The sequence below is a fragment of the Myxococcus sp. NMCA1 genome (assembly GCF_026810205.1).
Classification (GTDB): Bacteria; Myxococcota; Myxococcia; order Myxococcales; family Myxococcaceae; genus Myxococcus; species Myxococcus xanthus_A.
The window spans coordinates 9,096,233-9,122,120 of sequence record NZ_CP113950.1 but is presented as its reverse complement, the minus strand read 5'-3'; the positions used below and the strand labels follow the sequence as shown (position 1 = coordinate 9,122,120).

Annotated in this window: 21 protein-coding genes; 8 read left to right on the top strand and 13 right to left on the bottom strand. The window is 70.8% G+C overall.

Annotated elements, in window-relative coordinates; genetic code table 11:
* Positions 1–3 precede the first annotated feature (3 nt).
* Positions 4–609: a hypothetical protein gene (locus OZ403_RS37845; protein ID WP_268783033.1), complete on the top strand. Its 606-nt coding sequence runs from the start codon at positions 4–6 to the stop codon at positions 607–609.
* Positions 610–622: 13 nt separating this feature from the next.
* Here OZ403_RS37845 and OZ403_RS37840 read toward each other — a convergent pair whose 3' ends face one another.
* The 5 genes from OZ403_RS37840 to OZ403_RS37820 all read right to left on the bottom strand — a co-directional run bounded on the left by OZ403_RS37840 (position 623) and on the right by OZ403_RS37820 (position 4,038).
* Positions 623–988, bottom strand: coding sequence for a response regulator (locus tag OZ403_RS37840; protein ID WP_140796029.1), 366 nt, complete (start codon positions 986–988; stop codon positions 623–625).
* Entirely contained in the window at positions 985–1,665 is a 681-nt protein-coding gene (locus tag OZ403_RS37835) for a PEGA domain-containing protein (RefSeq protein WP_268783032.1), read from the bottom strand. Before OZ403_RS37835 ends, OZ403_RS37840 begins: the two co-directional genes overlap by 4 nt.
* A gap of 26 nt (positions 1,666–1,691) precedes the next feature.
* Positions 1,692–3,215, bottom strand: a complete 1,524-nt coding sequence (locus OZ403_RS37830; protein ID WP_225888344.1) for a GspE/PulE family protein — start codon at positions 3,213–3,215, stop codon at positions 1,692–1,694.
* Positions 3,216–3,349: 134 nt separating this feature from the next.
* Positions 3,350–3,646 (bottom strand): hypothetical protein, encoded by a 297-nt coding sequence (locus tag OZ403_RS37825; RefSeq protein WP_011557094.1) that lies wholly within the window; start codon positions 3,644–3,646, stop codon positions 3,350–3,352.
* Positions 3,647–3,747: 101 nt separating this feature from the next.
* The gene (locus tag OZ403_RS37820; protein ID WP_328285490.1) at positions 3,748–4,038 is read right to left on the bottom strand and encodes a helix-turn-helix domain-containing protein; all 291 of its coding nucleotides are present in this window, start codon (positions 4,036–4,038) and stop codon (positions 3,748–3,750) included.
* A 298-nt stretch (positions 4,039–4,336) separates the two neighbouring features.
* Here OZ403_RS37820 and OZ403_RS37815 point away from each other — a divergent pair, with 298 nt between their 5' ends.
* Complete coding sequence (locus OZ403_RS37815; RefSeq protein ID WP_328285489.1) at positions 4,337–5,818, top strand: GDSL-type esterase/lipase family protein; 1,482 nt, start codon at positions 4,337–4,339, stop codon at positions 5,816–5,818.
* On the top strand, positions 5,815–8,040 hold the full coding sequence (locus OZ403_RS37810; RefSeq protein ID WP_268783031.1) for a serine hydrolase: 2,226 nt from the start codon (positions 5,815–5,817) through the stop codon (positions 8,038–8,040). Before OZ403_RS37815 ends, OZ403_RS37810 begins: the two co-directional genes overlap by 4 nt.
* A 38-nt stretch (positions 8,041–8,078) precedes the next feature.
* Here OZ403_RS37810 and OZ403_RS37805 read toward each other — a convergent pair whose 3' ends face one another.
* Entirely contained in the window at positions 8,079–8,525 is a 447-nt protein-coding gene (locus OZ403_RS37805; RefSeq protein ID WP_268783030.1) for an energy transducer TonB, read from the bottom strand.
* Positions 8,526–8,619: 94 nt separating this feature from the next.
* Between OZ403_RS37805 and OZ403_RS37800 the strand changes: the two genes are divergently transcribed.
* Positions 8,620–9,501, top strand: a complete 882-nt coding sequence (locus tag OZ403_RS37800) for a YIP1 family protein (RefSeq protein WP_268783029.1) — start codon at positions 8,620–8,622, stop codon at positions 9,499–9,501.
* 15 nt (positions 9,502–9,516) lie between these two features.
* Here OZ403_RS37800 and OZ403_RS37795 read toward each other — a convergent pair whose 3' ends face one another.
* From OZ403_RS37795 to OZ403_RS37785, 3 genes are all read right to left on the bottom strand, one after another.
* Positions 9,517–10,614, bottom strand: a complete 1,098-nt coding sequence (locus tag OZ403_RS37795) for a hypothetical protein (protein WP_140877933.1) — start codon at positions 10,612–10,614, stop codon at positions 9,517–9,519.
* A 138-nt stretch (positions 10,615–10,752) separates the two neighbouring features.
* Positions 10,753–11,901 (bottom strand): leucine-rich repeat domain-containing protein, encoded by a 1,149-nt coding sequence (locus OZ403_RS37790; protein WP_268783028.1) that lies wholly within the window; start codon positions 11,899–11,901, stop codon positions 10,753–10,755.
* 65 nt (positions 11,902–11,966) lie between these two features.
* Complete coding sequence (locus tag OZ403_RS37785) at positions 11,967–13,313, bottom strand: nicotinate phosphoribosyltransferase (RefSeq protein ID WP_268783027.1); 1,347 nt, start codon at positions 13,311–13,313, stop codon at positions 11,967–11,969.
* Positions 13,314–13,569: 256 nt separating this feature from the next.
* On the opposite strand from OZ403_RS37785, the gene OZ403_RS37780 reads away from it, so the two are divergent.
* The gene (locus tag OZ403_RS37780) at positions 13,570–14,586 is read left to right on the top strand and encodes a 2-hydroxyacid dehydrogenase (protein WP_140796018.1); all 1,017 of its coding nucleotides are present in this window, start codon (positions 13,570–13,572) and stop codon (positions 14,584–14,586) included.
* A gap of 36 nt (positions 14,587–14,622) precedes the next feature.
* Positions 14,623–15,915: a universal stress protein gene (locus OZ403_RS37775; RefSeq protein WP_140796017.1), complete on the top strand. Its 1,293-nt coding sequence runs from the start codon at positions 14,623–14,625 to the stop codon at positions 15,913–15,915.
* 25 nt (positions 15,916–15,940) lie between these two features.
* Here the strand turns inward: OZ403_RS37775 and OZ403_RS37770 are convergent, their stop codons facing one another.
* Genes OZ403_RS37770 through OZ403_RS37760 form a run of 3 tightly spaced genes read right to left on the bottom strand, consistent with a single transcriptional unit; the run spans position 15,941 to position 20,557 of the window.
* Entirely contained in the window at positions 15,941–16,606 is a 666-nt protein-coding gene (locus OZ403_RS37770) for a metallophosphoesterase (protein WP_140796016.1), read from the bottom strand.
* Positions 16,607–16,666: 60 nt separating this feature from the next.
* On the bottom strand, positions 16,667–19,645 hold the full coding sequence (locus tag OZ403_RS37765; protein ID WP_268783026.1) for a tetratricopeptide repeat protein: 2,979 nt from the start codon (positions 19,643–19,645) through the stop codon (positions 16,667–16,669).
* Between the two features lie 12 nt (positions 19,646–19,657).
* Complete coding sequence (locus tag OZ403_RS37760) at positions 19,658–20,557, bottom strand: sigma-70 family RNA polymerase sigma factor (protein ID WP_268783025.1); 900 nt, start codon at positions 20,555–20,557, stop codon at positions 19,658–19,660.
* 205 nt (positions 20,558–20,762) lie between these two features.
* On the opposite strand from OZ403_RS37760, the gene alr reads away from it, so the two are divergent.
* Positions 20,763–21,995, top strand: a complete 1,233-nt coding sequence (gene alr, locus OZ403_RS37755) for an alanine racemase (protein ID WP_140796013.1) — start codon at positions 20,763–20,765, stop codon at positions 21,993–21,995.
* On the opposite strand, the gene OZ403_RS37750 is transcribed toward alr, so the two are convergent.
* Positions 21,952–22,995, bottom strand: a complete 1,044-nt coding sequence (locus OZ403_RS37750) for a lysophospholipid acyltransferase family protein (protein ID WP_174259006.1) — start codon at positions 22,993–22,995, stop codon at positions 21,952–21,954. The two genes, alr and OZ403_RS37750, sit on opposite strands and share 44 nt — an antisense overlap.
* Before the next feature lie 95 nt (positions 22,996–23,090).
* Between OZ403_RS37750 and OZ403_RS37745 the strand changes: the two genes are divergently transcribed.
* Positions 23,091–25,844 carry a M1 family metallopeptidase gene (locus tag OZ403_RS37745; protein WP_268783024.1) on the top strand — a complete coding sequence of 918 codons (2,754 nt, stop codon included), beginning with the start codon at positions 23,091–23,093 and terminating at the stop codon, positions 25,842–25,844.
* Positions 25,845–25,888 lie beyond the last annotated feature (44 nt).

The window sequence follows — 25,888 nt, the reverse complement described above, 5'->3', positions numbered from 1 at the left end:
CTTATGAAGACCCCGCGCCGCGCCGCGCCGCTCGCCGCCCTCCTGGCCCTGGGAGGGCTGGGGGCGTGTGCCTCCCGCCAGCAGGCGCCGACCGCCGCCGCGAAGCCCGAAGCCCCGCGGGCCGCCGAGCCTGTCGTCCAGTCCACGGAAGGGGGCTTCTCCGTCGCGATTCCCGGGCCGGTGAGCGAGGAGCGCCGTTCGCAGGAGACGGATGTCGGCGCGGTGACACTCCACACCTTCATCGCCGTGCGGCCAGAGGTGGATACCGCCTACTACGTCTCCTACACGGACTTCCCCGCGGCCGCGGTGTCCCAGGCGGACCCGCGTGACGTGGTGGCCCGGGCCAGCCACGGGGCGCTGGAGGCACTGGGCGCCACCGGGCTGTCCGCGCGTCCGCTGGTGCTGAGTGGTTTCCCGGGCTGGGAGGTGGAGGGCGTGTCCGGCCCGCGCCACCTGCGCGGACGCTTCTTCCTGGTGGGGCCCCGGCTCTACCAGCAGTTGCTGCTGCACCCGGAGGGCAAGCCGCCCGAGGACGCGGACCGCTTCTTCGAATCCTTCCAGTTGGACCCGCAGGTGGCCGCGATGTTGACGGGAGAGCGGCGCTCCTGAGCGGGGCGCTGTGTCAGTGGCGGTGTTCGCCCACCGTGCTCAGCAGCACGTCCATGTCGAAGGGCTTCTTGAGGACGGCCCGCACGCCGGGCACCTGGCCGCGGCCGCTCGCCGTGACGAGGATGATGGGCAGCTCGGTCAAACGCTGCTCCTGCTGGATGCGGCCGACGAACTCCTCGCCGTCCATGACGGGCATCATCAAGTCCAACAGGATGAGGCAGGGCCGCAGCGCGTTCGGTCCGGTCAGCAGCGCCAGGGCCTCCTGGCCGTTGGCGGCCTGGGCCACGGCGTAGCCTTCAAAGGACAGGATGTCCTGCACTGCCTCGCGGATGTCGGCGTCGTCATCCACGACCAGGACGATGTTGGTCGCGGTGCTCACGGCTTCGCGCTGCTCTTCCCCTTGCGCAGCTTTCCGAAGAGCTGGGTCATGGTGTCTTGCCGGCATGAGAGGGTGTGTTCCAGGGGGCTGTAGCCCCGGCGCGTGAGCTTCACCGTAACCGGCGCGTCTGTCACGCAGTCCAGTGAGACGGACAGCGGTGTGGTGCCTTCGGCCCGGCCATTCACGGACACGGACGCCCCGGAAGGTTCGGAATCGACCATGAGCAGGCTGGCGCCTTCCATGAACGCGCGCTGCTCACGGACCTCGCCCGGTTGGACGTCCGACGGCGGGTCGAAGTTCGGGGCCAGCGTCGTCTCGGGGCGGGTGGTGACCCGCTCCTCCTTCGTGAGGGGCGGCTGGCCGGCGTCCCTCAGCGCGGGGAGCACGAGGATGCTGGCGGCGAGCAGGCCCACGGCCGCGCCGCAGAGCCGGAGGACGGCGGCCAGTGGACTGGGCGGAGGCGGCGGTGGTGGGGCGGGCACGCGCTGTCTGCGGGGCGCCTCCGCCACTTCGAGTCGGGGCTGGGCCTGGGGCGCCTCGGTGGGGTCGGCATCCCGGGGCGTCTGCGCCTGGAGGTGGGCCAGCTCCTCGGTGCGTCCCATCAGGGACTGGGACCAGGCATCGGACTCGGCGGAGGCATCCGGGAGCGTGCCGCGGGGATGGGGAGGGGTGTTCACGTGGGTCGCTTCCTTGGGAAGAGCGCTCAGCCGCCAACGACGCGGAACACTTCACGCAGGGACGTGTCGCCCGCCCGCGCGCGTTCGACGCCCGCGGCCAGCAGGGGCACCATGCCCTCCTGGACGGCAATCTCCTGGATGCGGGTGCTGGGCACCTTGGCGTTGACGGCGTCGCGGATGGCCTGGGAGATGACGAGCATCTCGTAGAGCGCGGTGCGCCCCAGGTAGCCGCTGCCCTCGCAGCGCTCGCACCCCACGGGGCCGAAGAAGTTCCCGCGCGCAATCCCGGCCGCGTCCAGCCGCACCGCCTCCTCGGGCGTCAGCGGCTGCGGCGCGCGGCAGTGCGGACAGAGGCCGCGCACCAGGCGCTGGGAGAGGGTGGCGGCCGTCGCGGAGGCGAGGAGGAAGGGCTCCACGCCCATGTCGATGAGGCGGTTGAACGCGCCCGCGGCGGAGTTGGCGTGGATGGTGCTAAGCAGCAGGTGGCCGCTGAGCCCCGCCTGGATGGCGGTGCGCGCCGTCTCCGAGTCGCGAATCTCGCCCACCATGATGACGTTGGGGTCCTGCCGCAGCACCGCGCGCAGGCCGTGCGCGAAGTTGAAGCCCTGCGCGGCGTTGACCTGCGTCTGCGCGAAGAGCGGGACGTCGAACTCGATGGGGTCCTCGATGGTGGCGATGCGCGTGAGCTCGCCGCGCGACTGCTGGATGTGGCCCAGCGAGGCATACAGCGACGTCGTCTTGCCGCTGCCAGTGGCGCCCGCCACCAGGATGAGGCCCTGCGGCAGCGCGAGCAGCTCCTGGTACTTCGTGAGCAGCGCTTCGGGGAAGCCGAGCGCCGGAAGCTGGGGCAGCCGCACGCCGGTGCGGGCGATGCGCAGCGCCACCGCGGGGCCGTGGTTGGTGGGCAGGATGGAGACGCGGATGTCCGCGGGCCCGTCCTGTGTGGTCCAGGGGAAGTGCCCGTCCTGGGGCTTGTCCAGGTCGTACAGCGGTAGCTTCGCGAGCACCTTCACGCGGTTGATGAGGCGCGAGTGGTGCTCGCGTGGGAAGGAGAGGACCTCCTCCAGCACGCCGTGCATGCGGAAGGCGATGCGCGTCCCCGCCTCCAGGGGGTGGATGTGGATGTCGCTGGCGCCCAGGCGGATGGCGCCATCCATCAACAGGTTCTTGAATCCGATGATGTCCGGGTCTGGCTTCGCGGCGATGCGGCGCAGCCGCTGCCCCAGGTCCACGAGCAGCGTCCTGACGGCGGTGGCCGTGTCGGGGGTGAGGACCTCCAGCGGGGAGAGGCTGGGGCCCGCCGGCGGTGGCTTCGACGGCGCCGGGCGGTGCCGCGCGCGGCGGGCCACCACGCCGGAGGCGTAGCTCAGCCCGAAGGCCAGGGCCACGCTCCCGGCGAGCAGCGGCGACATCGCGGCTTGAAGGTAGCGCCCGCCTTCCTGGAGCAGCGTGGCGGCCTCCAGTGAGGAGTGCCGGTAGGCCCACACGCCCGCACCGCCGAGCACCGCGATGACGGCGAGGGTCCACAGCAGGCTCGCGACTCGATTCATCAGCGGAGTCATCAGGCGCCGCACGCTACCACTGGGGTTGGCGCACCCTCAAAACGACCTGTGAGGATGATGTCGGACCGCGGAGGTCAGGAGGGGTGGGAACGTCCTGACCCCCTGGAAACCCCGTGAAGGGCTCAGCTCTCGGCTTCTTCCGAGGCCTTGTCCGTCTGCTGCTGGCCGCACGCGGGAGCGGCCTTGTCGGACGCCTTCTTGTCGCTCGCGGAGGCCTGCGGGTCGTTCTTCGCGCAGTCACCGAGGCACGGAGCGCCCGCGAGCCCACACCGGGAGGGCTGGCCGTTATCCGTGCAGACCCTGTTGCAGGGCACGTTGCAGCCGCAGGCCTCGTAGCATTCCTGCGCCTGCGCGCCAGGGGCAAAGGTGAGCGAGAACAGGAAGGCGGTGCCCGCGAGGAACTTCGTCAGCGTGTTCATGATTGCTCCTGTGGAAGACAGCCACGTCGCGGCTCTCCATGAGCCGCGAATCCAGGTGTACCGACACAGGGTGATGGGAGCGTGACAGGCCCGCGCGGGCCTCAGCGGTCCTCGAACATGGCCTGGATGACGCGCCAGGCGAGCTCGACCTCGCGGCCCGAGCGCAGGGAGAGGAAGTCGCAAATCTCCGCCACGGCGTTGGAGCGTTCGCGCTCGAAGCCCTGGAAGAGCGTCTTCAGCGAGACGTCGAGTCCCTTCGAGAGCTTTCCGAGGGTGTCCAGGGAGGGAGAAAAGGAACCGCGCTCAATCCGGCGGATGGCATCCACGGACAGGTCGCTGCGTTCCGCGAGGGCTTCCTGCGTGAGCTCCCGGGTCGTCCGAAGCTTGCGCACGTGGTCGCCGAACCGTCGGTGCAAGCGCGTCCAGTTGGCGACCCTGTTGTTCCGTTTCTCCATAAGAGGGAGCGGATAATTTGGGGTATCTCGGTCGCAAGTGAAGGGAGGATGTTCGGGGCTTGACCTTGCATTTGCGCCGGGCTGTTTCTCCAACAACTTCCGTTGACTCACGGGCATCCACTCCACCGCGGCCAGGAACGCGGAGTGTGTGTGGTGGGGCCGCTCCTCCAGCAAGCGGGGAGACGTCGGCCGGGAACATGCGCGCCCAGGGGCTTTCGTCTACGCTGCCGCCTACATGACGCATTCGGAAGTCGGGCGGGGCGGCCGGCGGACCTGGTTTCCGGTCCTGCTCGGCGGCTTGTTGACCGCCTGTGACATCGGGTCCCCGCTTCGCGCCGCCACACCCCCTGCTCCCGAGCGAACGGCACCCGTAGCGCTGCCCGCGCCCACATCCGCGCCTGTGTTCCGACGGGAGATGCCCGTCCGCCCCGCGAGGACCGCGGAGGTGCAGGCCCTGGCGGAGAAGCTGGAAGCGCCCGGTGCGAACGTGGAAGACCCCTGCGTGGCGCCCGTGGACAACGGCTGCGCGCGCACGGCGCTGGCGCCCTTCTTCGCGTCGCTGGATGCGCTGGCCACGGGCACCGAGCCGGGCCCCGTGGTCATCGAGGCCTTCGGCAATTCGTTGATTGCCGGGGACCGCATCGTGGACGTCCTGCGGGATGACCTGTCCACCGCGTTCGGGAGCGCGGGCCGTGGCGTGTTGCTGGTGGACCGCATGGCCCCCTACGGCGGGCGAGGCCGCACCAGCGCCAGCAGCAGTGGTTGGGAGCCGCGCACGCTGGGCGAGCTGCGCGCGCCGCCGCATGCCTTCGGCATCACGGGCGTGTACCACGTGGCCACCCGCGCCAGGGCGCGCAGCCGGTTCACGTTGGACGGTGAGCCCCGCGGCACGCTGTGGTGGCTGGACGTGCCGGACGCGGGCGCGCTCACCATCTCCAGTGGTGGCACGGTGCTGGCGAAGACCGAGCCCACGGGAAGCGGCGTATCGCGCGCCACCCACTTCGAGCTGCCCGAGGACGCGCAGACGCTGGAGGTGGTGGCCGAGGGACAGGGCGCGGTGGTGCAGGGCGTGGTGTTGCAACACGCGCGGCCCGGCATCGTCCTGGACACCTTGGGCGTGCCTTCCTCGGATGCCAGTCTCTATGGGCGCATCGACGGCGCCACGCTGAAGTCCCAACTCGCGGAGCGCGCGCCCCGGCTGCTCGTCTTCTTCCTGGGCGGCAATGAATCCAAGCGCATCGAATGGAAGCGCCTGGACATGGAGAAGCTGCGCGCGGACCTGCGGGCGCTGCTGCTCCGCGCGCGTGAGGCCGCGCCCGGGAGCGCGTGCCTGCTGGTGGGGCCCATGGACGCGGTGAAGGGGCCAGACGCGAAGGCCCAGGCGCTGACGCAACGTCCCTCGCTGGAGGCGGTCAACGCCGCCGAGCGGGAGATCGCGCTCGCCGAAGGGTGTGCCTTCTTCGACTTCTACGCCGCCATGGGTGGAAAGGGGGCGCTCGCGCGCTTCCACGCGTCCGGCTTCATGCATGACGACCTGGTGCACCCGCGCGGCGCGGGGCTGGACGTGCTGGGCCACCTGGTCACAGACGCGCTGCTGCGCGCCTATGTGGAGACGCCGCCGCCCGCGCGGGGCGTCGCGGCGGTGATGCCCACGCCCTCGGGGACGGGAGCCGCGCCTTCCGGGGTGTCCGAGCCCAGCGCGGAGGCCACGCCATGAGACTTGCGTTCGTACGGTATGGGGCCGCGGTGCTCCTGGGGCTCGCGGGGCCCGTGTCGCTGGCGGCGCCTCGGGCCGCACTGGGGATGACGTGCGAGCCCGCCAGCCTCGACGACGAGGTCACACCGCGAGCCTTTCCCACGGAGGTGCGCGCGGCGCTGGACACGGTTGTCCGCGCCGAGCTGTCACAGGGGCCTGTCGCAGGCCTGTCCGTGGGCGTGACACGCGGCGCGGAGCGCTGGGTGTGTGCCTATGGCCTTCGCGACGTGGGCCGCAAGCTGCCCGCGACGCCGCGCACCACGTACCGCATGGCGTCCGTCACCAAGTCCTTCACGGCGGTGGCGGTGCTCCAGTTGGTGGAGCAGGGGAAGCTGAGCCTGGACGCGGACATCTCCACCCTGGTGCCGAGCTATCCGGCCAAGCAGTGGCCCGTCACGGTGCGGGACCTGCTGGGCCACGTGAGCGGCGTGCCCACCTATGACGGGGTGGCGTCCACCCGCAACGCGAAGGCGGTGAGCACGGAGGCGGCCATCGCCGCCTTCGCGGGCAAGCCGCTCGCCTTCGAGCCGCGCACCCGCTACCTGTACACGACGTGGGGCTACAACCTGCTGGGCGCGGCGGTGGAGACGGCTTCGGGTCAGTCCTACCGCGACTACCTGCGCGAGCACATCTTCAAGCCCGCGGGCATGCCGAACGCGGACCTGGACATCACCGCCACGCGCGATGAGCACCAAGCCAAGGGCTACCGCATCCAGGGTGCGGCGCTGAAGCCGTCGCGCTTCCTCGACGTGTCCAGCCGCTTCGCCGGTGGTGGCACCCGCGCCACCGTGGGGGACATGCTGGGCTTCGGCCGCGCCGTGCTGTCGCACACCCTGGTGTCGCGCGAGACGATGGGCCGCATGCAGACGTCCATGGCCACCATCGACGGGCGCCTCACCGACTACGGCATGGGCTTCGCGACGTATCCGCTGCGCGGCCACTACGTGGTGGCGCACGCGGGCGGACAGCCCGAGACGACCACGCTGCTGATGATGCTCCCCGCCGAGGACACGGTGATTGCCCTGGCCTCCAACGTGGAGGGCGAGGCGCGGCGCATGCGCCGGCTGTCCATCCGTTTGATGGAGCAGGTGCTGGAAGAGGGCAACACCCGCCGCGATGCCTATGTCGCGGACCCGGTGGACGCGGTGGTGCACGAAGGGCTCAGCCGCGTCGCCAGCTATGGGCTGTCCTATCACCAGTGGGCCACGCGAGGCCCGGGCGTGCTGCCGGAGGAGACGGACCTGCCCGGCGCCTTCGCCCAGGTGTCGGCGATGCTGAACCGGAAGGAGATTGGCCGGGACGCACGGGCGGCGCTGGAGCGCGTCCGAAGCGGGCATGACCCACGTCTGCGCGCCCTCTTCATCCGTGTGGGCGCGCACATGGCCCGCACGTTGGAGAAGGTCCACGGCGCGGAACGGATGAAGGCCTACACAGTCGAAGGACCGTTGGCGTTCTTCGAGGATTACCTGGCCGCTTGTGACGCGAAGCAGGTGCCCGAAGCGGCGCGCATCGGCGAGCCGCTGCGCGCGGACGTGCTCCGTCTGGCCGCGAGCTGGAAGCGCGCGCAGTTGCCGGCGCTCCAACGTCTGCGCCTGGACGAGGAGAAGAACCCGGAGGCGCACTGGGTCGCGCTGCGCAAGTCCGTCACCGCGTCGCCGGGGTTCCATCCGGATTACTCGGACGAACTGCTGCGCATCGCGGAGGGCTTCGCCTGGCGCAAGCAGCCCGCGTCGCGGCGGCGTTGGTTGGAGCGGGCGGTGGAGTTGCAGCCCCGGGGCCTGGATGCGCGCTGGGCCCTGTCCGAGGCGTTGCTCGCGGCGAACCCGGAGGAGGACGTGCTGCCGCATCTGCGCGAGGCCGTGGCCACGCCGCAGGGCGTACTGGCGCTCGCGCCCCGGAACTTCCTGAAGCGCCTCTTCACCGCGGAGTCCACCGCGGTGGCGGCGGGCCTGCTGCGCGCGGGCGTGGCGCTGCACCCGGAGGCGCCGGAGCTCTGGGAGGCGTTGGCGAAGCGGGAGCAGTCCCTGGGCCGGAAGGCGGCGGCCACCACGGCCCTGCGTGAGGCGAAGCGGGCGCGTGAAGCACCCAAGCCGGAAGTCGCGCCGGCACCCTCCGTCCCCGAGGTGCCGGGCGCCAGCGGCCCCGTGCCGGATGACCACGGGCTGGTGCCCGCGGGGAAGTGAGCGTCACCGCCGGAGCAGGTGACTCCGGCGGAGAGGGCTCAGTTCTCTGGCCGTGGCGTCAGCTTGCCGGACAGGGTGCAGGTCGTCGCGATGGGCTTGTCCTTGTAGATGGCGGGCTTGAAGCGCCACTGCTTGAGGGTCTCACGGTTGCTGGCGTCCAGGCTGAGTGCCGGCTTGAGAATCCGGCAGCTCGTGACCGTCCCGTCCAGCTTGAAGGTGCATGTGAGCAGGTAGTGGGTCTCGTCCTCATCGAGGTGGGCGAGTCGCCTAGGGTCGAACTGGAGGTCCTCCCCGCTGATGCGCTCGGGGCGGCGCATCGGCGGGTTGCCGCAGGGGATGGGCGTGCTGCGGTCCATGTTCTGCTCGAAGGTCTCCAGGGTGCGCTGGAGTTCGGCTTCGAAGGACTCCTTGTCCTGGGCCTTCGGCTCGGCGGCCAGGACAGGCGCGGACAGCAGGAGGAGTGAGACGAGTCCGGGCAGGTGCATGGTCTCTCCTCTTAAGCGTGAGTGGGGTGGGGCGAAAGCATGACGCCGACCCCTGGGCTTCCCGGTGGGCACCCGTGCGAGAATGGGGGCACGTATGCGCATCCCGTGTCCCCGTTGTCAGGCCTTCGTCGTCCCAGGCGCGCAGAGCTGCGCGTGGTGCGGCGCGTCTCTTCTGCAGGAGGCCACGCCAGGCTCCGCGGACCCCGTGTGTGCCGTCCACCCGGAGCTGCTCAGCCTGCATGCGTGTGGCCGGTGCGGCAGCTTCGCGTGCGCGCAGTGCCTGCGGAAGGGGCCACGGGACGAGCCCCTGTGCGCCGCGTGTCATGACCGCGTGCCCGCGGATGCCCTGCCGTGGGACCGGCGCGATGAGCTGGGGACGCTGCGGGCGTACTGGCAGACGTGTGTGGCGGTGATGCTGCGTCCCACGGCCACCTTCGAGCGCGCGCGGCCGGAGGGTTCGGTGGGCAGCTCCCTGGGCTTCGCGGCGCTGTCCAACCTGGCCGCCTCCTTCACCACGGCGCTTTTCTACCTGGCCCTCATCTTCGCCATCCCGTCGGAGATGATGGAGGGCGACAACGTCTCCCCGCGCGGGTTCCGGCTGGTCGGGGTCGGGATGTTCGGAGCGATGATGGTGATGGCGCCCGTCATGGGCATGCTCGTCGCGCTCATCAACTCCGCGCTGGACCACCTCGTGTTCCGGATGGACGGCACCGGTCAGCCCTTCGAGGTCACCCTGCGCGCCAACGCCCTGTCGCTGTCGCCCTACCTGATGGGCCTGATTCCCTTCTGTGGCATGTACGGCGCGCCCCTGTGGGCTCTAGGGCTGCGCATCTTCGCGTACCGGAGCATGCACCGCACGAGCTGGGGCACCGCGGCAGTGGGTGCCCTGGCGGCGCCGCTGCTCGCCTGTGGCCTGTTCTTCGCCGCCTACGCGGTGATGGCGGTCGTGGGCGCGGCCGCCGGTATCGGCGGGTAGTGCGCCGCGCGGGCGCTATGGCTCCGTCACCGTGCTGGCGGGCGCCGAGGCGGTGACGGTCCGCTGCTGGGGCCAGAAGCGCGTGCCGTGGATGTTCTCCAACGCGGCGATGCGCTTCTTCGTCTTCGCGTCGTAGACGCGGGCGGCCTGCTCGGCGGAGACCAGCAGCAGGCGTCCGCGCATCCGCAGCGCCACGGCCGACGTGGGCGCGAGCGCCAGTTGCTCAGGCTCCACCAGCCGGTCGTTCACCTCCCAGCGCAGCGGGAGCATGAGCGTGGGCAGCTCGCCCGCGGCTTCCCAGGCGTAGAGCGGACCCTGGTGTGTCTCCATGGAGACCCACATGCCGTAGGCCGTGTGGCCCCGGTCCTTCACCACCGCGTCCAGCCGGGCCGCGTCTTCGTTGCCTTCCTCCAGCTCCGACTCGGAGAGCCGGTCCGCGTCCTGGCTGAAGGTGGAGGACGTCAGCCGGCTGGCGGTGGCCAGGGCTTCCGTGCCCAGGGCGCCGTCCATCTCGTACAGCGTGGCCACCGTCTCCAGGTGCTTCCACTGGCCGGCCTCGTGGCGATACGCGTGCGCCAGGCCCGGGCTGCCTTCCGCCTCCGGGAGGAGGAAGCGCTTGCCGTCGAAGAGGAAGTACTCACGGCCGCTCTCCATCTTCCGCGGCAGGTCCTCCAACTGCGACACCAGCGCGACGACGTGGCCCGCTTCGTCGAAGCCCAGCGTGTCGGTGTGGCCGAGCTCGGGCAGCAAGAGCCGGGTGCTCTGGCCGGATTCGAAGTCCACCTGCCAGGCGCGCGGGGGCAGCTCGCCGTTGCCCCGGTCCACCACCAGGCCCTGTCGGCCACGCGGCCCCCAGGCCAGCTTGAGCCGCTCGCACACCGCGTCCACGGTGGCGAGCGGCTTGCGTGTGCCCGACGACTCATGGCGAATCCAGGTACAGCCCGAGGGCGACGCGGCTTCGAGGAAGGACAGCGTGTAGCCAGGCGCGGGCTCGGTGGGGGCCGGAGGCGGAGTGGCGGGAGCCTCGGGGGCGGGGTCCTCAGACTTCTTGCAGGCGCTGCCCAGAAGCAGCGCCGAGCCAAGGATGACGGCGGGGCCGAGACGGAGACTCATGTTGCGCTCCAGCGAGAAAAAAACGGCCCTCCACCATGGCAGATGGTTGGGCCTCAGAGGAAGCCACCCCAGGAGTACCCGAAAGGCGCACCGGGGTCATTTGGACCTCGTCGCTTGCCTTCCTGGTGGGTTCGCACTTCAAGTCCGGAAGCCCACGTTGCATTCGGGGAGCGCCTGTCTCAGGGCCTCGACTTCCTCTGGCGGAAGGGAGGTCTGGTAGAGGTCCAGGTTCTTGAGGCTGCTCATCCGGGACAGCCATGGCGGCAGGGTCGTCATGGGCGTGGCCTTGAGGCCCAGGTACCTCAAGCGCGTGAGCTGGCCCACCACCTTCGGGAGCGCGCGGACGCCGGTGTTGTCCAGGTTGAGGGATTCCAGTCCCTCCAACTGTCCGAGCTCGGGGGGAAGCGTCTCCAGCTTCGGGTTCCAGGCGAGGTCGAGTTGTTTCAGCTTCGTGAGCCGGCTCAGCGCGCCGGACACCTGCGTCAGTTGTGCGTGCTTCAGTGTCAGGCGCTCCAACTCGGAGAACTCGCCGATCAGCTCCGGGACGACGCCGAGCTTCCGCCCCATGAGGAAGATGTCCTTCGTGTCCCGGGGGAAGGTGCCCAGGATGGCCGCGGCCCCCTGGTCGCGGGCCTTCGCCGCGGCTCCACCGAGAGACTCCTGCATCAGGCCCAGCGGATCACCCAGCGAAGGGACCTTCTTGCCGCTCGGTTTCGTGGAGGCGCCCTTGCTCAGCGCCGCGAGCTTCTTGGTGAGCCATGGCGAGAAGGGCCCCAGTTCGAGCGTGGGCAGGCTGTCTTCCACGGACCAGACGACCAGCGCGTCGTCGTGCGCGCTCCTGCCGAAGCAGTAGCCGTTGACGTCATTGAGGTCCTCGGACGCGAACATCACGAAGCGGTAGGTGTGCTGTCCCGCCTCACGCTCTTCCCGGACGGTCGTCCACTGCCGGCCTGGGTCGCCCATGCCTTGTGAGGCCTGGAGGCGCCAGCGCGGGGGCAGGAAGGACAGGCCCTTCTTTCCGGTGGACACCCAGCGGTAGCCCAAGGCCTCGACGAAGCGCTGATAGTCCTCCGGAAGGAGCGAGCTCAGGTCGGGCGCATGCTCGAAGGTCATGTGCATGGGTTCCAGGTCCGCCGGGTGCTGGCCCGCGGCGTTCTGTCCCAAGGTGTTCCGCAGCTTCGCTTCCAGGTCCTGCCACGCGGTCTCAATGGAGACAGGCGGCGCCTTGCCTGGCTTCTTCGCTTTCGCCGCGGAGGCTCGTGGTGGAGCGGTCTTCTTGGTCGCCATGGCGTTGCCTACCGCCTTGGAGAAATGCCGCCAAGGGACTCCGTGCCCGTGCGCATCACCGCGGCTCACGTCGCCGCGGACCACAGCTCCACTTCGTGCTCGCGGGCCCGCAGCAGCGCCTGTCCCAGCTCCACCGGGTAGGGCGGCTGGGCAGGCGACAGGGCGCGAATCTCGGGCGGCAGCCGTGAGACTTCGCGTCGTGTGTATTCGCGGATGTCCTCGAGCGTCGGTGAGGCCTCGGGCAACCGCTGTCCTCCGCGCATCACCGGTTGGAGCAATGGCCTTCCGGGCGCCGCGTCCTGCCTGCACGTGAGCACGTCGCCGCGCGCCACGCCGTCCACCTCCCGCCGGTAGACTTGCTTCGCGCCCGGGAGCAGCAGCTTCCCCGATGACAGCTTCACGCGGGGCCGCCCCGCGTACGCCACCAGCTTGTAGGCCATGTCCAGCGCGGGCGCGTCCGACGAAACGCCCATGGCCGTGCCCACGCCGAAGCTGTCGATGGGCGCTCCGCGTGCCACCAGTCTCGCCACGGCGTCTTCGTCCAGCCCGCCGCTCGCGTACACGCGCACCTGCTCCAGGCCGGCCTCGTCGAGCATCTCCCGCGCTGCCTTCGACAACGCGAGCAAATCTCCCGAGTCCAGGCGGATGGAGCGCACCTGGAAGTCCTCGCCCAGCTCCCGCGCCAGCCGGATGACGTGCTGCACGCCGCGCAGCGTGTCGTAGGTGTCCACCAGCAGCGTGGCGTTTGGATAGACGCCAACGAAGGCGCGGAACGCCTTGAGTTCGTCGTCGTGCGCCTGCACGTAGCTGTGCGCCATGGTACCGGCGAGCGGAATCCCATACACCTTCCCCGCCAGCACGTTGGAGGTGGAGTTCACGCCCGCCACGTACGCCGCGCGCGCCACCTTCAGCCCGGCGTCCGTGCCGTGGTAGCGCCGCAAGCCGAACTCCATGACGTGGCGCCCCGCGGCGGCGGTCACCACACGCGCGGCCTTCGAGGCCACGGTCGTCTGGAAGTGCACCTGGTTGAGGAGGTACGTCTCCACCAGCTGCGCCTCCGGCAGGGGCGCGCGGACCTCCAGCAGGGGCTCCGCGGCGAACACCGGCGTGCCCTCCGCGACGGCGTCCACGTCACCACTGAAGCGGAAGCGTTCGAGCCACCCGAGCAGCCGATTTGAGAAGCGGCCTTGAGACGCCAGCCAGTCCAGCGCCTCTGCGCCGAAGCGCAGCTGCTCCAGGTACCTCAGCGCATCGTCGAGCCCCGCCGCCAGCAGGTAGTTACGCCGGGGCGGAAGCTTGCGCGCGAAGAGGCTGAACACGGCCTCGTCCCACATTCCCTCCTCGAGATAGGCCTCCGTCATCGTCAGTTGGTAGAGGTCCGTCAGCAGCGCGGTGTCTTCCGGCCAGTTCATGTCGGGGGCTCCGCTCGAAAGGGGGGTACTGGCGCCTCAGACTCAAGCTAGGCCCTGGCCTCGACGCGCGCTCCCGCGAGTCCGCTGCCGGGCGAGCGGGCGTCCGCCGTTCGTGCAGCTTTTGCCGCGAGCCCCCTGGCTGCGCATCTTTTGCGCGGCTGTCGAGGGCCCACGGCCTGGGGGCTGCATGGAGCAGGCCTTGCATTGACGCTGGCGGTACGCGGCGAAAATAGACTCGCCGAGCAGGGGAGCAGGCATGCGGGTGGCTGTCTTCGACACACACCGATACGACCGGGACGCGCTGGAGGCCGCCAACGCACGTTTCGGACATGCGCTTACCTACTTCGAGCCACGGCTGACGCTCCAGACGGCGCCGCTGGCGGAGGGCTTTCCCGCCGTGTGCTCCTTCGTCAACGACAAGGTGGATGCGGCCACGCTGGAGGTGCTGCACGCGGGTGGGGTGCGGCTCGTGGCGGCGCGCTCCGCGGGCTACAACCACGTGGACCTCGAAGCGGCGCGGCGGCTGGGCATGCGTGTCACGCGCGTGCCGGAGTACTCACCCCACGCGGTGGCCGAGCACGCGGTGGCATTGGTGATGTCCCTCAACCGCCACATCCCGCGCGCCTTCTTACGCGTGCGTGATTGGAACTTCTCGCTCGACGGGCTGGTGGGCTTCGACCTCGCCGGCAAGACGGTGGGCGTGGTGGGCACGGGCCGCATCGGCCGCGTGGCGGCGCGCATCTTCAAGGGCTTTGGTTGCAACGTGCTCTGCTACGACGTGGCGCCGGACGCGGCCTTCGAGCGCGAGCTGGGCGTGCGCTACGCACCACTCGACACGCTCTTCGCCGAGTCGGACATCCTCACGCTGCATGTCCCGCTGACGCCGGGCACGCGACACCTGGTGGACGCGGCGGCGCTGGCGCGGATGAAGCGGGGCGTGATGCTCGTCAACACCGGCCGCGGCGCGCTCATCGACAGCAAGGCGTTGGTCGCCGCGCTCAAGTCCGGCCACATCGGCGGGGCCGGACTGGATGTGTATGAAGAAGAGGAGGGCGTCTTCTTCCAGGACCTCTCCGGGCAGGTGCTCCAGGATGACGTGCTGGCGCGGCTGCTCACCTTTCCGAACGTGCTCGTCACGTCGCATCAGGCCTTCCTCACCCATGAGGCGCTCGCCAACATCGCCGAGACGACGCTGGCGAGCCTCCAGGCCTTCGAACGTGGCGAGCCCCTGGTGAACGAGGTGCGCGCCGAGCAGGTGCTCCGCGCGCGTTGATTTCCACTCCACGCCCCACTCGAACCTGGAGCTGTCATGTCCATTGTCTGCGCCACCAACTTCTCCGACACCGCGCGGCGGGCCTCCACGCTGGCCGCGGAGCTGGCTCGCAAGGCCGGTACGTCCCTGTGGCTGGTTCATGTCCTCAACCCCGACTCCGTGCGCGCCTTCGGCAAAGCCCTGTTGGGGTCCGCCGAGGCGGTGCTGAGCGACGAGACGAAGCGCCTGGAGCAGCTGGGTGTGAAGGTGGAGCCCGTGCTCCTCACCGGCGAGCCGGCGGTGATGCTGGAGGGGTTCTGCCGGGAGCAGGGTGCCTCGCTGGTGGTGGCATCGCGAGCCGCGGACGAATCGCCCTTCGGGGGCGAGGGTGGCACGGTGGACCGGATGGCGCAGTCGCTGACGGTGCCCCTGCTCGTCATGCGCGACCCTGCACCGCTGGAGGCGTGGGTCCGGGGCGAGCGGCCCCTGAAGGTGTTCCTCGGCGTGGACCGCTCGCTGCCCTTCGAGGCGGCGCGCGACTGGGTGCTGACGTTGAGCAAGGGTGGCCGGGTGGACGTGATGGGCGGACGCGTCTACTGGCCCGAGGAGGAAGCCCGCCGCCTGGGGCTGCGGCATGCCTTGGCCTACGGTGAGGCCCTCCCCGAGCTGCAGCAGGTGCTGGAGCGGGAGAGCGCGGAGTTGCTGGCCCCGCTGGCCCAGGGCGGAACGCCCGTGCGCTCTCGCGTGGAGGTGGGCGTGGGACGCATCGCCGACCACCTGGTGGACCTGGCCGAGCAGGAGCACGCGGACCTGTTGGTGGTGGGCACGCACCACCGGCGCGCGCTGGGGCGGCTGTGGAGTGTATCGCGCCATGCGCTGCGGCTGGCGCGGATGTCCGTGGTGTGCGTGCCCGCGCAGGCGATGACGGTGGGCACGGACACACCGCTGCCGGAGTACCGTGAGGTGATGGTGGCCACGGACTTCTCGGAGACGGGCAACCGCGCGGTGGCCCATGCCTTCGCGTTGACGGCTCCGGGCGGCACGGTGCACCTGGTGCACGCCACGGAATCGAAGCCGTCACTCGAGGAGGAGGCCCAGATGCGCGAGCAACTCTCGGCGCTCGTCCCCAAGAGCGCGAATGACCGGAACGCGCGGCTGAACATCATCCCCGGCAGCAAGGACGTGGTGGCCACGCTGGCGCAGACGGCCGAGCGGCTGGGCGCGAGCGCCATCGTCATGGGCACGCATGGGCGGTCGGGCTGGAAGCGCGCCGTACTGGGCTCGGTGACGCAGTCCCTGCTGCTGCGCACGGACCGGCCCGTGCTGGTGGTGCGGCCCCCGGCGACGTGATGACGCGCGTGGACGCTTCCTTCTTCTAGGAGGCGTCCACGTCCACGTAGGCGCGCTTCGCCAGGACGGACACGAGGCGGCCCTCCGGCATCACGTAGGCGGAGAGCTTGCCGCCGTACACGCAGCCGGAGTCCAGCCCCACCGCATGCGGGTGCCGTTGGATGCCCCGCATGGCGTCGTGGCCGAAGATGACCAGCTCTGGCCCCTGCCACAGGCTGGCCCAGGGCGCGCCCGCGTCCACGCGCTTCGACGGCGTCCCATCCGGCAGGATGCTGCGCAGGTTGAGCAGCTCGTCTTCCTTCTGCGCCTCCAGCGGTACGCCTGGCACCAGTCCGCCGTGCACGGCGACCACGTTCAGTTCAGGGAAGAAGCGGTACAGCGGCTGGGACTCCAGCCACGCCCAGTCCTCGGGCGTCAGGGTGTCCAGCACCTGCTGATGCTCGGGCTTCAGCTTCTTGCCGCGCGGCCCCCGGCCGGCGTGCCATCGCAACACGTGGGCGTCATGGTTACCCCGCACCGCCAGGAAGCCCTTCTCACGCGCACGGCGCACCACACCGGCGGAGTCCGGGCCCTTCGCCACCAGGTCTCCCACCAGCACCACGCGGTCGTCCGGCCGCCAGGCGCACTGCGTCAGCAGCGCGTCCAGCTCCTCCGCGCACCCGTGCACGTCTCCAATGAAGAGCGTTCGCATCCGCCCTCCCTTTAATGCGCTTTGCATCTATCCGGAAACCCTCTGTCGGGTGTCAGGCATTCAGGGGGCTCGCGCGGCGGGAATGTGTGTGGGCCTGGGCAGGCGTGCCCGCCAGGCATCCACTTCCTCCAGCGCCTCTTGCCCTGACGTCCCCAGCGTCACCAATGACTCACGGGCTTCCTCCGCCAACTGAAGCGCGCGAGGCCGGTCCCGCTTCGCGTCCCAGAGCGCTTGTGCCAGAAGGAAACGCGCGCGTGCCTGCTCGCTGGGCGCCTGCGGCGACGGGGCTCCGCTGGTCACCACCCGCTCCAGGAGCTCGGCGGCCTGAAGCGGTCGGTCCAGCGCGAGCAGCGCGCGGCCCAGGTCCATCAGCGTCCCCGTCCGGTAGCCGTAGGCATCGTCCTCGCGCGCATCGAGGATGGCGCGGGCGCGCTCGAGGTAGGGTAGGGCTTCGGTGTAGCGCTGGTCCATCATCAAGAGTTTGCCCGTGGCCCGCAGCGTCTGGGCCACGTAGGGATGCTGGGCGCCCAGCCGCTGCTCCAGCGGCGCGAGCATGGTGTGGAAGCGGGTCAGGGCCTCTTCGGAGCGGCCGGCACGCGCCATCAACGTGGCCAGGTTGCCCAGGGTGATGAGCGCCCCCGCGCCGTCCGCGCCTTCGACCTTGAGCGCGATGTCCAGCGCGCGCTCCTGGAGCCGCAGCGCCTCATCGGAGCGGTTCATCCGTTGGAGGGCCGCGGCCAGGGGATTGATGGCGGAGGCGACATCCGGGTGCTCGGGGCCGAGCGCGCGCTCGAAGACCTCCAGCGCGCCGCGGGCCAGGGTTTCCACCTGTTCGACGTCAGACCTGCGCCAGTGCGCATAGGCCAGCTCCAGCTGGGCACGTGCCACGTCCGGATGGCTGGGGCCCAGGGCCGCGCGGCGCGTGCTCAGCGCCTGTTCGAAGAGCCGCATCGCCTCGTCGGCGCGCAGCTGCGCCATGCGCGTGGCACCCAGCTCCAGCCGGACGTCGGTGACCTCCAGGCTGTCGGGCCCATAGGTGGCTTCCAATCGCGAGAGGGCGGACTCCTGCTGCTCGGCCGCCTCCGTGTAGCGCCCCTGCGCGAAGAGGAGCGCGCCGACCCGGGCCTGGAGCTGCGCGCGCAGCACGCCGTCACCGCCCAGCCGTTCAATGGCGGCCTCCGCGCGCTCACGCCACCGGTGTCCCAGGGCGTGCTGGTCCAGCACATAGCCGGAGGCATGCACCAGCCGCGTCCAGGCGCGCGCGGCCGCCACGTCGTTGCGCCCGGCCTCCGCGTTCCACACGGCGTCGAAGTAGGTGGTCTCCGCGTCGCGCGGCTGCCCCGTCTCCTCCCGCAGTTGTCCCATCAGCAGCAGGGCGTCCGCGCCGCCGTGGCGGTCATCCGCGTCCTTCGCCGCCTTCACCACGGGCTCCAGCAGCGCCACCGCCTCCGTGTACTTGCCCGCGGCCTTGAGGGCTCGCACCCGCACCAGCGCCCGTGCCCGTTCAAGAGAGGCGCCGTCCGTGGGCTGGGGCTCACGTGCCGCCAGTGCCGCCAGGTCCGAGCACCTGCCCAGCGGCGGCAGGGCCTCCGCGGCGCGCGCGGCCAGCTCCACGGTGCCCGCGTCCGCCCGGGTGAAGAGCTGCGTGAGGGCGGCCACTTCCGCCAGCCGTCCATCCAGGCAATGCATGCGCCGCGCGAGCACCTGCTCGGATTGCTCACCCCGCACGCGCGTGGCCTCGCAAGCGGAGGTTCGCATCGACGCCCACTCCGCGGTGTACGCATCCAACGTGCGCCGCACGCGGAGCCATGCGGCGGGCGCGAAGGGCTTGCCCGTCGCGAGGAAGGCGGACTCGATGGTCTGCTGCGCTTCCGGCCCCCACACCGAGGCCATGGCCTCGTCGGCGCTCTGGCATGCCCGTGCCCGGCTGGCGTGCACCGCGTGGGTGAGGCCCACCGCCATCATCAGCAGCGCCGCGCCGCCTACCGCGGGCAACCAGCGCTTCCAGCGCGAGGCCGGGTCGTGCTGAAGCGCGACCAGCAGGGCATTCAGGTCCGTGTACCGGCCCATGGCACTGGCGGACAGCCCCCGCAGCAGCACGCGCCGCAGCCAGGGCGGGACGTGTGTGCCCCGGGGCGCGGGCCGCACCTTGCCGGCGCGGACCTCGGTCAGCAGTTCGTGCGGGGTGGTGGCGGCGAAGGGGCGCTCGCCGTAGAGGGCTTCGTACAGCGTGACGCAGAAGGCGAACTGGTCGCTTCGGGCATCCGCGGGCGCGTGGGCCTCCATCTGCTCGGGGGCCATGTACGCGGGCGTGCCTCCCGCCAGGGGTGACACGTCGTCCAATGGATTGGCGTTGCGCGCGAGCCCGAAGTCAGTGACGCGCACGCGGCCGTCCTGGCCCACCAGCAGGTTCTCCGGCTTGAAGTCCCCGTGGACCACGCCCGCCGCGTGCGCCGCCGCGAGTCCCCGGCCCGCGTCCAGGAACAGCGCCAACACCTGTCGCCACGTCCGAGGCGCGTCCTTCAGCCAGGGGCGCAGCGTCCGCGCGTCCACCAACTCCATGGTGAGGAACACCTGCGGCCCGAAGGTGCCCACGTCGTAGACGGGCACCACGTGCGGATGGGAGACGCGCGCCATGGCCTGCGCTTCGTGCAGCAGGTGTGCGCGGCCCTGCTCCGCCTCCAGGCCCAGGGCCGCGACGCGCAGCAGCTTGAGCGCCACGCGCCGGTCCAGCTCCGGGTCGTAGGCGCTGTAGACGACGCCCATGCCTCCGGAGGCCAGCCGCTCCAACACCAGGTAGCGGCCCACCGCGGTGCCTCGCTCCAGCGAGGGCCCTTTTCCCGAGGGCGGCCGGGAGTTCGTCAGCACGGTGGTGGCCCCGGGCGGGTGGTCGTCGGGGGCCTGCGCCCGCAGGGCCTCGGCCACCATGCGGCGGCAGGCGGAGCAGGTGTCCAGGTGCGCATCCACCTCCGTCGCGCGCGCGGGAGGCAGGCCCCCCATCAGCAGCGCCACGAACGTGTTTTCATCCAAGCAGGCCATGGGACGCGCGCGTCAGTCGTTCATCCGCGAGCGCAGCAGGCGGCTGAGGCTCACGTCGAGCTGACTGGAGATGAGGCGCAGCACGCTGTCGAGCTGGGAGGACGTGAGGCGCAGGCGCTCGGTGAGCCGTTGCCGCGTCCGCTGGAGCAGGGTTTCCTGCGCGTCCAGCACCCAGCGCGCCGTGGTGGAGCGGTGCACGCCGTACAGCGCGGCGAGCTGGTCGATGCTCAGGCCGTCCAGGTACTTGAGGCGCAGCACGTTGCGCTGGCGCGGCTCCAGCGCGAGGAGCGCGGTGGAGAAGCAGTCGCTGAACTCGGCGCGGTACGTGCGCTTGAGGTAGGCCAGCTCGGGGTCGTCCTCGGGAGACACCAGCATCGACAGGTCGCCGTCGTCCGTGGAGTCCGCCGGTCCGCCGCGCTGCCGCTGCCAGTCCAGGGCGAGCCACAGCGCCGCCGCGCGCACCCAGCCACTCAGCGGGCCCGTGCCCGGATAGGCCGCCAGCCGGGCCGGTGTCTCCGCGCTGCCCACGAGCATGCGCTGACGCAAGAGTTGGCGTACCTCGTCCAGGCCCGAGGGCGGCAGCTTCAGCCGGGCCACCGCGAGATTCACCTCCGGGAGGTAGCGCGCCTCGAACGCGGAGAGCGCCGTGGGCAGTCCGTCCGCCGCCGCGCGAGCGAGGTAGACGTCCGGCAGGCTCAGTGTCTCCACCGCCACCGCCGTGCCGTCACCGGGGAGCAGCCGGGCGAGGTGACTGACGAAGTGGCGGCCTTCCAGGTCCACCCCGGGCCAGGGCGCGCGCGCCATGTCCAGGGCCTGGGCCAGCCGTGCTTGGAGTGGGGCCAGCGACTCCGGTGAAGACGCCTTCGTGCCACCGCGTGCCGCGACGAAGGCCTGGGCCAGGGATAAGTCCATGGGGGACACGCGCGAGTCGATGGCACTGCCTCCGGAAAACCGCTCCGGGCGGTTCAACCGTCAAGGCCGACAATGCTTCCCCAGCGGCTCTTCCAGCAACGAGGCGGCATGGACCCGGGGTGTTGCCACCGCCGTCCGCCTGCTCCGCGCGCGGGCGGGTGTGGCATACGGGCCGCGCCTGGCGCATGGCCCGCACATTGCTGGTATGGCTGCGAGCGTGGTGGAGGTGAACGTGGAGTCAATCGGCAGTGGCCCAGGAGACGCGGTCCATTCCTCGTGGCTGGAGTTGAGTGCGTCCGCTCTGCGGCACAACGTCGCCGTGTTCCGGGCCCTGGAGGGGCAGGGGGCGGCGCCGCGCGCCCTGGGGGTGGTGCTCAAGGGCAACGCGTATGGGCACGGGCTGGCGCAGGTGCTGCCCGTGGTCCACGGCGAGGTGGACCTCCTCTATGTCATTGCCCCGCAGGACGCGCTGAAGGTGCGGGAGTACGAGCGGGCACGGGGACTGGCGCCACGGCAGGTGCTCGTCCTGGGCGCGGTGGCGCCGGATGAGGCGGTGGTGCTGGCGCGCGAGGGCGTGGACGCGGTGGTGGCGGACCGTGGCTGGGCGGACGCGGCGGCGGTGTTGCGTGCGGCGAAGCTGGAGCGGCCCCTGCGGGTCCACGTCCACCTCGACACCGGCCTGGGGCGCGAGGGCTTCACGCTGGAGGGCCTTCCCACGGAGTCTCGTTTCCTCTCGGAGTCCCGCGACGTGCTGGAGGTGGTGGGCGCGCTCAGCCACTTCGCCAACACGGAGGACGTGACGGAGCAGGGCTACGCGTTGGGGCAGGTGGACGCCTTCGAGAAGGGGCTGGCGTTCCTCTCCGAGCAACTGGCGCCGGCCCGGCCGCTGCAAAGGCACATCGCCGCGAGCGCCGCGACGCTGGTGTTGCCCCGCGCCCGCTACGAGGCGCTGCGCGTGGGGATTTCGCTCTACGGGCTGTGGCCGTCGCCGGAGACGCGGCTGTCGGCGCGGCTGGTGCTGGGCGAGGTTCCGGTGCTCAAGCCGGTGCTGTCGTGGCGGTGCCGCAGCCAGGTGGTGAAGTGGCTGCCCGCGGGCAGCTACGTGGGCTACGGCTGCACGTACCGGTGTCCGGAGCCCACGCGCATCGCGGTGCTGCCGGTGGGGTACTACGACGGCTACCCGCGCCTCGCGTCGGGCAAGGCGCACGTGTTGGTGAATGGCCGCCGGTGTCCGGTGCTGGGACGGGTGATGATGAATCACCTCATCGTGGACGTGACACGCGCCACGTCCGACGAGCGCCCCGTGACGGCCACCCTGATGGGCCGCGACGGCGAGGAGTCCGTGCCCGCCGAGTCACTGGCCGGCTGGGCCCAGACGATTCACTACGAGGTCGTCACCCGGCTGGGGGCGCACCTGAAGCGGACGGTGGTGGCGTAGTCCCGGCGGGCAGTGCGGCCTCCGGTGGCGGCTGCACCTTCCAGCGGCGGTGCAGCCACATCCACTGGTCCGGGTACTTGCGGATGCAGCGCTCCATCGCGGCCGTCACGCGCGCGGTGTGCTCCGTAATCGGGTCGGCGCACTCACCCGGCGCGGGCGGGAGGATGGGGCCTTCCACTTCGATGCGGAAGCGGGCGCCGCCTCGGCCGTTGCGTACGCTCATCACCACGAACACCGGGGCGTCCGTGCGCGCCGCCGCCACCGCCATGGCCGGCGTGGTGGAGGCCAGCTTGCCGAAGAAGGGCACGAAGGCCGCCCCCTTCGCCGGCAGCGCCTGGTCCAGCAGCATGAAGGGGGACTCGCCGCGATTCACCGCGTCGATGATTTCCTGGATGGCGCCTCGCGGATAGATGAGGCCCGCGCCGATTCTCACGCGGTTCTCCGCGATGCGCGTGTTGAGCGCGCCCTTCAGCGGACGCACCAGTGCATCGAGCGGGATGCCATGGCGGATGAGCATGTCCCCCAGCAACTCCCAGTTGCCGAAGTGCGCCGTCACCATCAGCGCGCCCTTGCCCGTGGCCACGCGCGCCTTCAGCGCCTGCCAGGCCGCATCGCCTTCCACGCCCTGCTCGGCCCAGTCCAGCGGCAGCCGGTCGCCGGAGGGCAGCGACTCCAGCACCACGCGCGACATGTTGATGTAGGCGCCGCGCGCAATCTCCCGGCGCTCCGCGTCACTTTTCTCCGGCATCGCCATGGCCAGGTTTTCCAACGCCACGCGACGACGGATACCCAGCCTGTATGCGAGGTTGCCCACGAAGCGAGCGAGCGCGTCACGCGACTCCGGAGACAGCCACGTCAAGAACGCCCAGACAAAGCGCGTGAGGAATCCCACCACCCGTCCGGGTGGCGTGCCGACGATGCGGCGCAGGTGCTCTGACGGGAGCTTCTGCGTCACGGCGGGTGAGTCAGGGGGCGGGGATACAGGCGCAATCTGGGACACGTGACGCACTCCACCTCGAAGTGGAGATGACGGCAAGGCCACACCTGCCTGTTGCGCGCTACCTTGCTCGCTTGGCATGGGACACACTGCGCGCCATGCCCAACCTGCTCCGTCCAGCGGCACTGGCCGCTGTCGCCCTCCTCAGTGCGTGCGGTGCCCGGCAGAACCCTCCCGCCACCGCTGAACCCCCCTCGGCCCAGGCGTTACGACAGGCCGTCTCCGCCACGCCGCAGTCACCGAAGCTGCGCCTGCCCACGGAGGTGCGCCCCACCGGCTACAAGGTGGCTCTCACGCTGGACCCGAAGGTGTCCTCGTTCCAGGGCGCGATGGACATCACGCTCGACGTGACGAAGCCCACGTCCGTGGTGTGGCTGCACGCCAAGAGCCTCAACGTGACGGGGGCCGTGTTCATCCAGAACGGTTCGGCCTTCATCGGGACGCCCGTGAAGGGCGAGGAGGACTTCCTCGGCTTCTCTATGGCGAAGCCGCTGGCCGCCGGCCGGGCGAGACTGGTCATCAACTATGAAGGCGTCGCGTCGGAGAAGGAGACGGACGGCGCCTTCCGCGTCAATGAAGGCGGGGACTGGTACATCTATACCCAGTTCGAGCCGGTGGACGCGCGCCGCGTGTTCCCCTCCTTCGACGAGCCCGGCTTCAAGGTGCCGTGGCAACTCACCTTCCACGTGCCCGCGGGCGTCGTGGCCGTCACCAACACGCCGCAGGAGTCGGAGGAGGTGCGCCCGGACGGTGGCCGCACCTACCGCTTCGCGCGCACGCAGCCGCTGCCCAGCTACCTCATCGCCTTCGGCGTGGGGCCCTTCGACTTCCTCCCCGCCGCGGACGCGGGTCAGAAGAAGGTGAAGACGCGCATCATCACCCCGCGCGGCCGCACGGCGGAGGGCGCCTACGCCGCGCAGGTGACGCCGGAAATCCTCGCCGCGCTGGAGGACTACTTCGGCATCCCGTACCCGTACGAGAAGCTGGACGTGTTGGCGGTGCCGCTGCTGGGCGGCGCCATGGAGCACCCGGGCCTGGTGACGTTCAACTCGCGCCTCATCCTCGCGAAGCCGGAGGAAGACTCGCTGGGCCGCCAGCGTGCCTTTTCCGACACGCAGGTGCACGAGCTGGCGCACCAGTGGTTCGGCAACCTGGTCACCATGCAGTGGTGGGATGACCTGTGGCTCAACGAGGCCTTCGCTTCGTGGATGACTCCGCGCATCGTCGAAACGTGGCGCCCCGCCTGGGACGCCCCCGTCGAGCGTGTGCACGACCGCGCCCGGGCCCTGGACGCGGACAGCCTCCTGTCGGCGCGCCGCATCCGCCAGCCCATCGAGAGCGCCAACGACATTCACAACGCCTTTGATGGCATCACCTACGGCAAGGGCTCCGCGGTGCTCAGCATGACGGAGGAGTGGCTGGGCCGGGAGGTCTTCCAACGCGGCATCCAGCGCTACTTCCGCAAGCACGCGGGTGGAAACGCCACCGCGAAGGACTTCCTGGACGCCGTGTCCGCCGAGGCGGGCAAGGACGTGACGGGCATGCTGGGGACCTTCCTGGACCAGAGCGGGGCGCCGCTCGTCACCGCGTCGCTGGCGTGCGGCGCGGACGGCGCGAAGGTGGTGCTCACGCAGCAGCGCTACCTGCGACTGGGGGCCGCGTCGCCGGGCCCGCAGACGTGGAAGGTGCCGGTGTGCGTGGAGTACGCGGCGGGCGGCAAGGAGGCCCGGACCTGCACGCTGCTGGAGGGCGAGCGCGCGGAGGTGGCCCTGAGCGAGGCGAAGACGTGCCCGGACTGGGTGTTCCCCAACGCGGAGGGCGCTGGCTACTTCCGGGTTCAGCTCGATGGGGACGCGGCGGCGAAGCTGGCGAAGTCCGGGATGAAGCGGCTGTCGCGCACCGAGCAGGTGACGTTCCTGACGGACGTGCGCGCGCTGGCCCTGGCCGGAGCAATTCCCGCCGCCGAGGCCCTGGCCCTGACGAGCCGCCTGGCGAATGAGCCGGACCGCGTCGTCACCCTGGCCTCGCTGGACCTGCTGGAGCTGGTCAGCTCGCGGCTGCTTCCGGACGAGAAGCTGAAGGACCGGGCCCGCTTCCTGCGTGAGACCTACGGCCCCCGGGCGCGGCAGCTCGGCTTCGCCCCGCGCAAGGGCGAGAGCGAGGACACGCGCCTGCTCCGGCCCCGGCTGGTGCGGCTGGCGGGACGGGACGGCAGGGACCCGAAGCTGCTCGCGGAGGCGCGTGCCCTCGCGAACAAGTGGATGAAGGACAAGCGCGCGGTGGCGCCGGAGATGGTGGACGTGGTGCTCGCCCTCGCCGCCACCGAGAACGACGCGGCCTTCCGGGAGCAGCTCGTCGCGGAGGTGCGCTCGGAGAAGGAGCGGCGCACGCGCCAGCACCTCATCGGCGCGCTGAGCAGCTTCACGGACCCGGCGCTGGTGAAGCAGAACCTGGCCCTGGTGTTCGAGAAGGGCTTGGACCCGCGTGAGACGGTGTGGATGGCGTTCGCGGCCTCGCAGGGCCTGCGCACCCAGGACGTGGCCTTCGACTTCGTGAAGGAGAACTACGACCGGCTGGTGGGGGACTCACCCGAGGCGCTGCTGCCCCTCGATGTCGCCGGACGCATGGCCTACATCGGCAGCAACTTCTGTGATGCGGGCAAGCGTCAGCAGGTGGAGGACTTCTTCTCCGCGCGCAGCGCGAAGGCGCCGGGTGGCCCCCGGCTGCTGGCGCAGGTGCTGGAGATCGTGGACCAGTGCATCGCGCTGAAGAAGACGCAGGCGGCCAGCGTCGAGTCCTTCCTCGCGAAGGGCACCACTCCGCGTCCGCCGCAGGCACCCACGTCGCGGTAGTCGCGCGGGCGGCCGGGCCCGGCATCCCTCATGGGGTGTCCGGG

Coding starts and splice junctions, on each gene's coding strand:
- OZ403_RS37845 (WP_268783033.1), top strand. CDS start 4: ATGAAGACCCCGCGCCGCGCCGCGCCGCTCGCCGCCCTCCTGGCCCTG.
- OZ403_RS37830 (WP_225888344.1), bottom strand. CDS start 3,215: ATGAATCGAGTCGCGAGCCTGCTGTGGACCCTCGCCGTCATCGCGGTG.
- OZ403_RS37825 (WP_011557094.1), bottom strand. CDS start 3,646: ATGAACACGCTGACGAAGTTCCTCGCGGGCACCGCCTTCCTGTTCTCG.
- OZ403_RS37815 (WP_328285489.1), top strand. CDS start 4,337: ATGACGCATTCGGAAGTCGGGCGGGGCGGCCGGCGGACCTGGTTTCCG.
- OZ403_RS37810 (WP_268783031.1), top strand. CDS start 5,815: ATGAGACTTGCGTTCGTACGGTATGGGGCCGCGGTGCTCCTGGGGCTC.
- OZ403_RS37805 (WP_268783030.1), bottom strand. CDS start 8,525: ATGCACCTGCCCGGACTCGTCTCACTCCTCCTGCTGTCCGCGCCTGTC.
- OZ403_RS37800 (WP_268783029.1), top strand. CDS start 8,620: ATGCGCATCCCGTGTCCCCGTTGTCAGGCCTTCGTCGTCCCAGGCGCG.
- OZ403_RS37795 (WP_140877933.1), bottom strand. CDS start 10,614: ATGAGTCTCCGTCTCGGCCCCGCCGTCATCCTTGGCTCGGCGCTGCTT.
- OZ403_RS37790 (WP_268783028.1), bottom strand. CDS start 11,901: ATGGCGACCAAGAAGACCGCTCCACCACGAGCCTCCGCGGCGAAAGCG.
- OZ403_RS37785 (WP_268783027.1), bottom strand. CDS start 13,313: ATGAACTGGCCGGAAGACACCGCGCTGCTGACGGACCTCTACCAACTG.
- OZ403_RS37780 (WP_140796018.1), top strand. CDS start 13,570: ATGCGGGTGGCTGTCTTCGACACACACCGATACGACCGGGACGCGCTG.
- OZ403_RS37775 (WP_140796017.1), top strand. CDS start 14,623: ATGTCCATTGTCTGCGCCACCAACTTCTCCGACACCGCGCGGCGGGCC.
- OZ403_RS37770 (WP_140796016.1), bottom strand. CDS start 16,606: ATGCGAACGCTCTTCATTGGAGACGTGCACGGGTGCGCGGAGGAGCTG.
- OZ403_RS37765 (WP_268783026.1), bottom strand. CDS start 19,645: ATGGCCTGCTTGGATGAAAACACGTTCGTGGCGCTGCTGATGGGGGGC.
- OZ403_RS37760 (WP_268783025.1), bottom strand. CDS start 20,557: ATGGACTTATCCCTGGCCCAGGCCTTCGTCGCGGCACGCGGTGGCACG.
- alr (WP_140796013.1), top strand. CDS start 20,763: ATGGCTGCGAGCGTGGTGGAGGTGAACGTGGAGTCAATCGGCAGTGGC.
- OZ403_RS37745 (WP_268783024.1), top strand. CDS start 23,091: ATGCCCAACCTGCTCCGTCCAGCGGCACTGGCCGCTGTCGCCCTCCTC.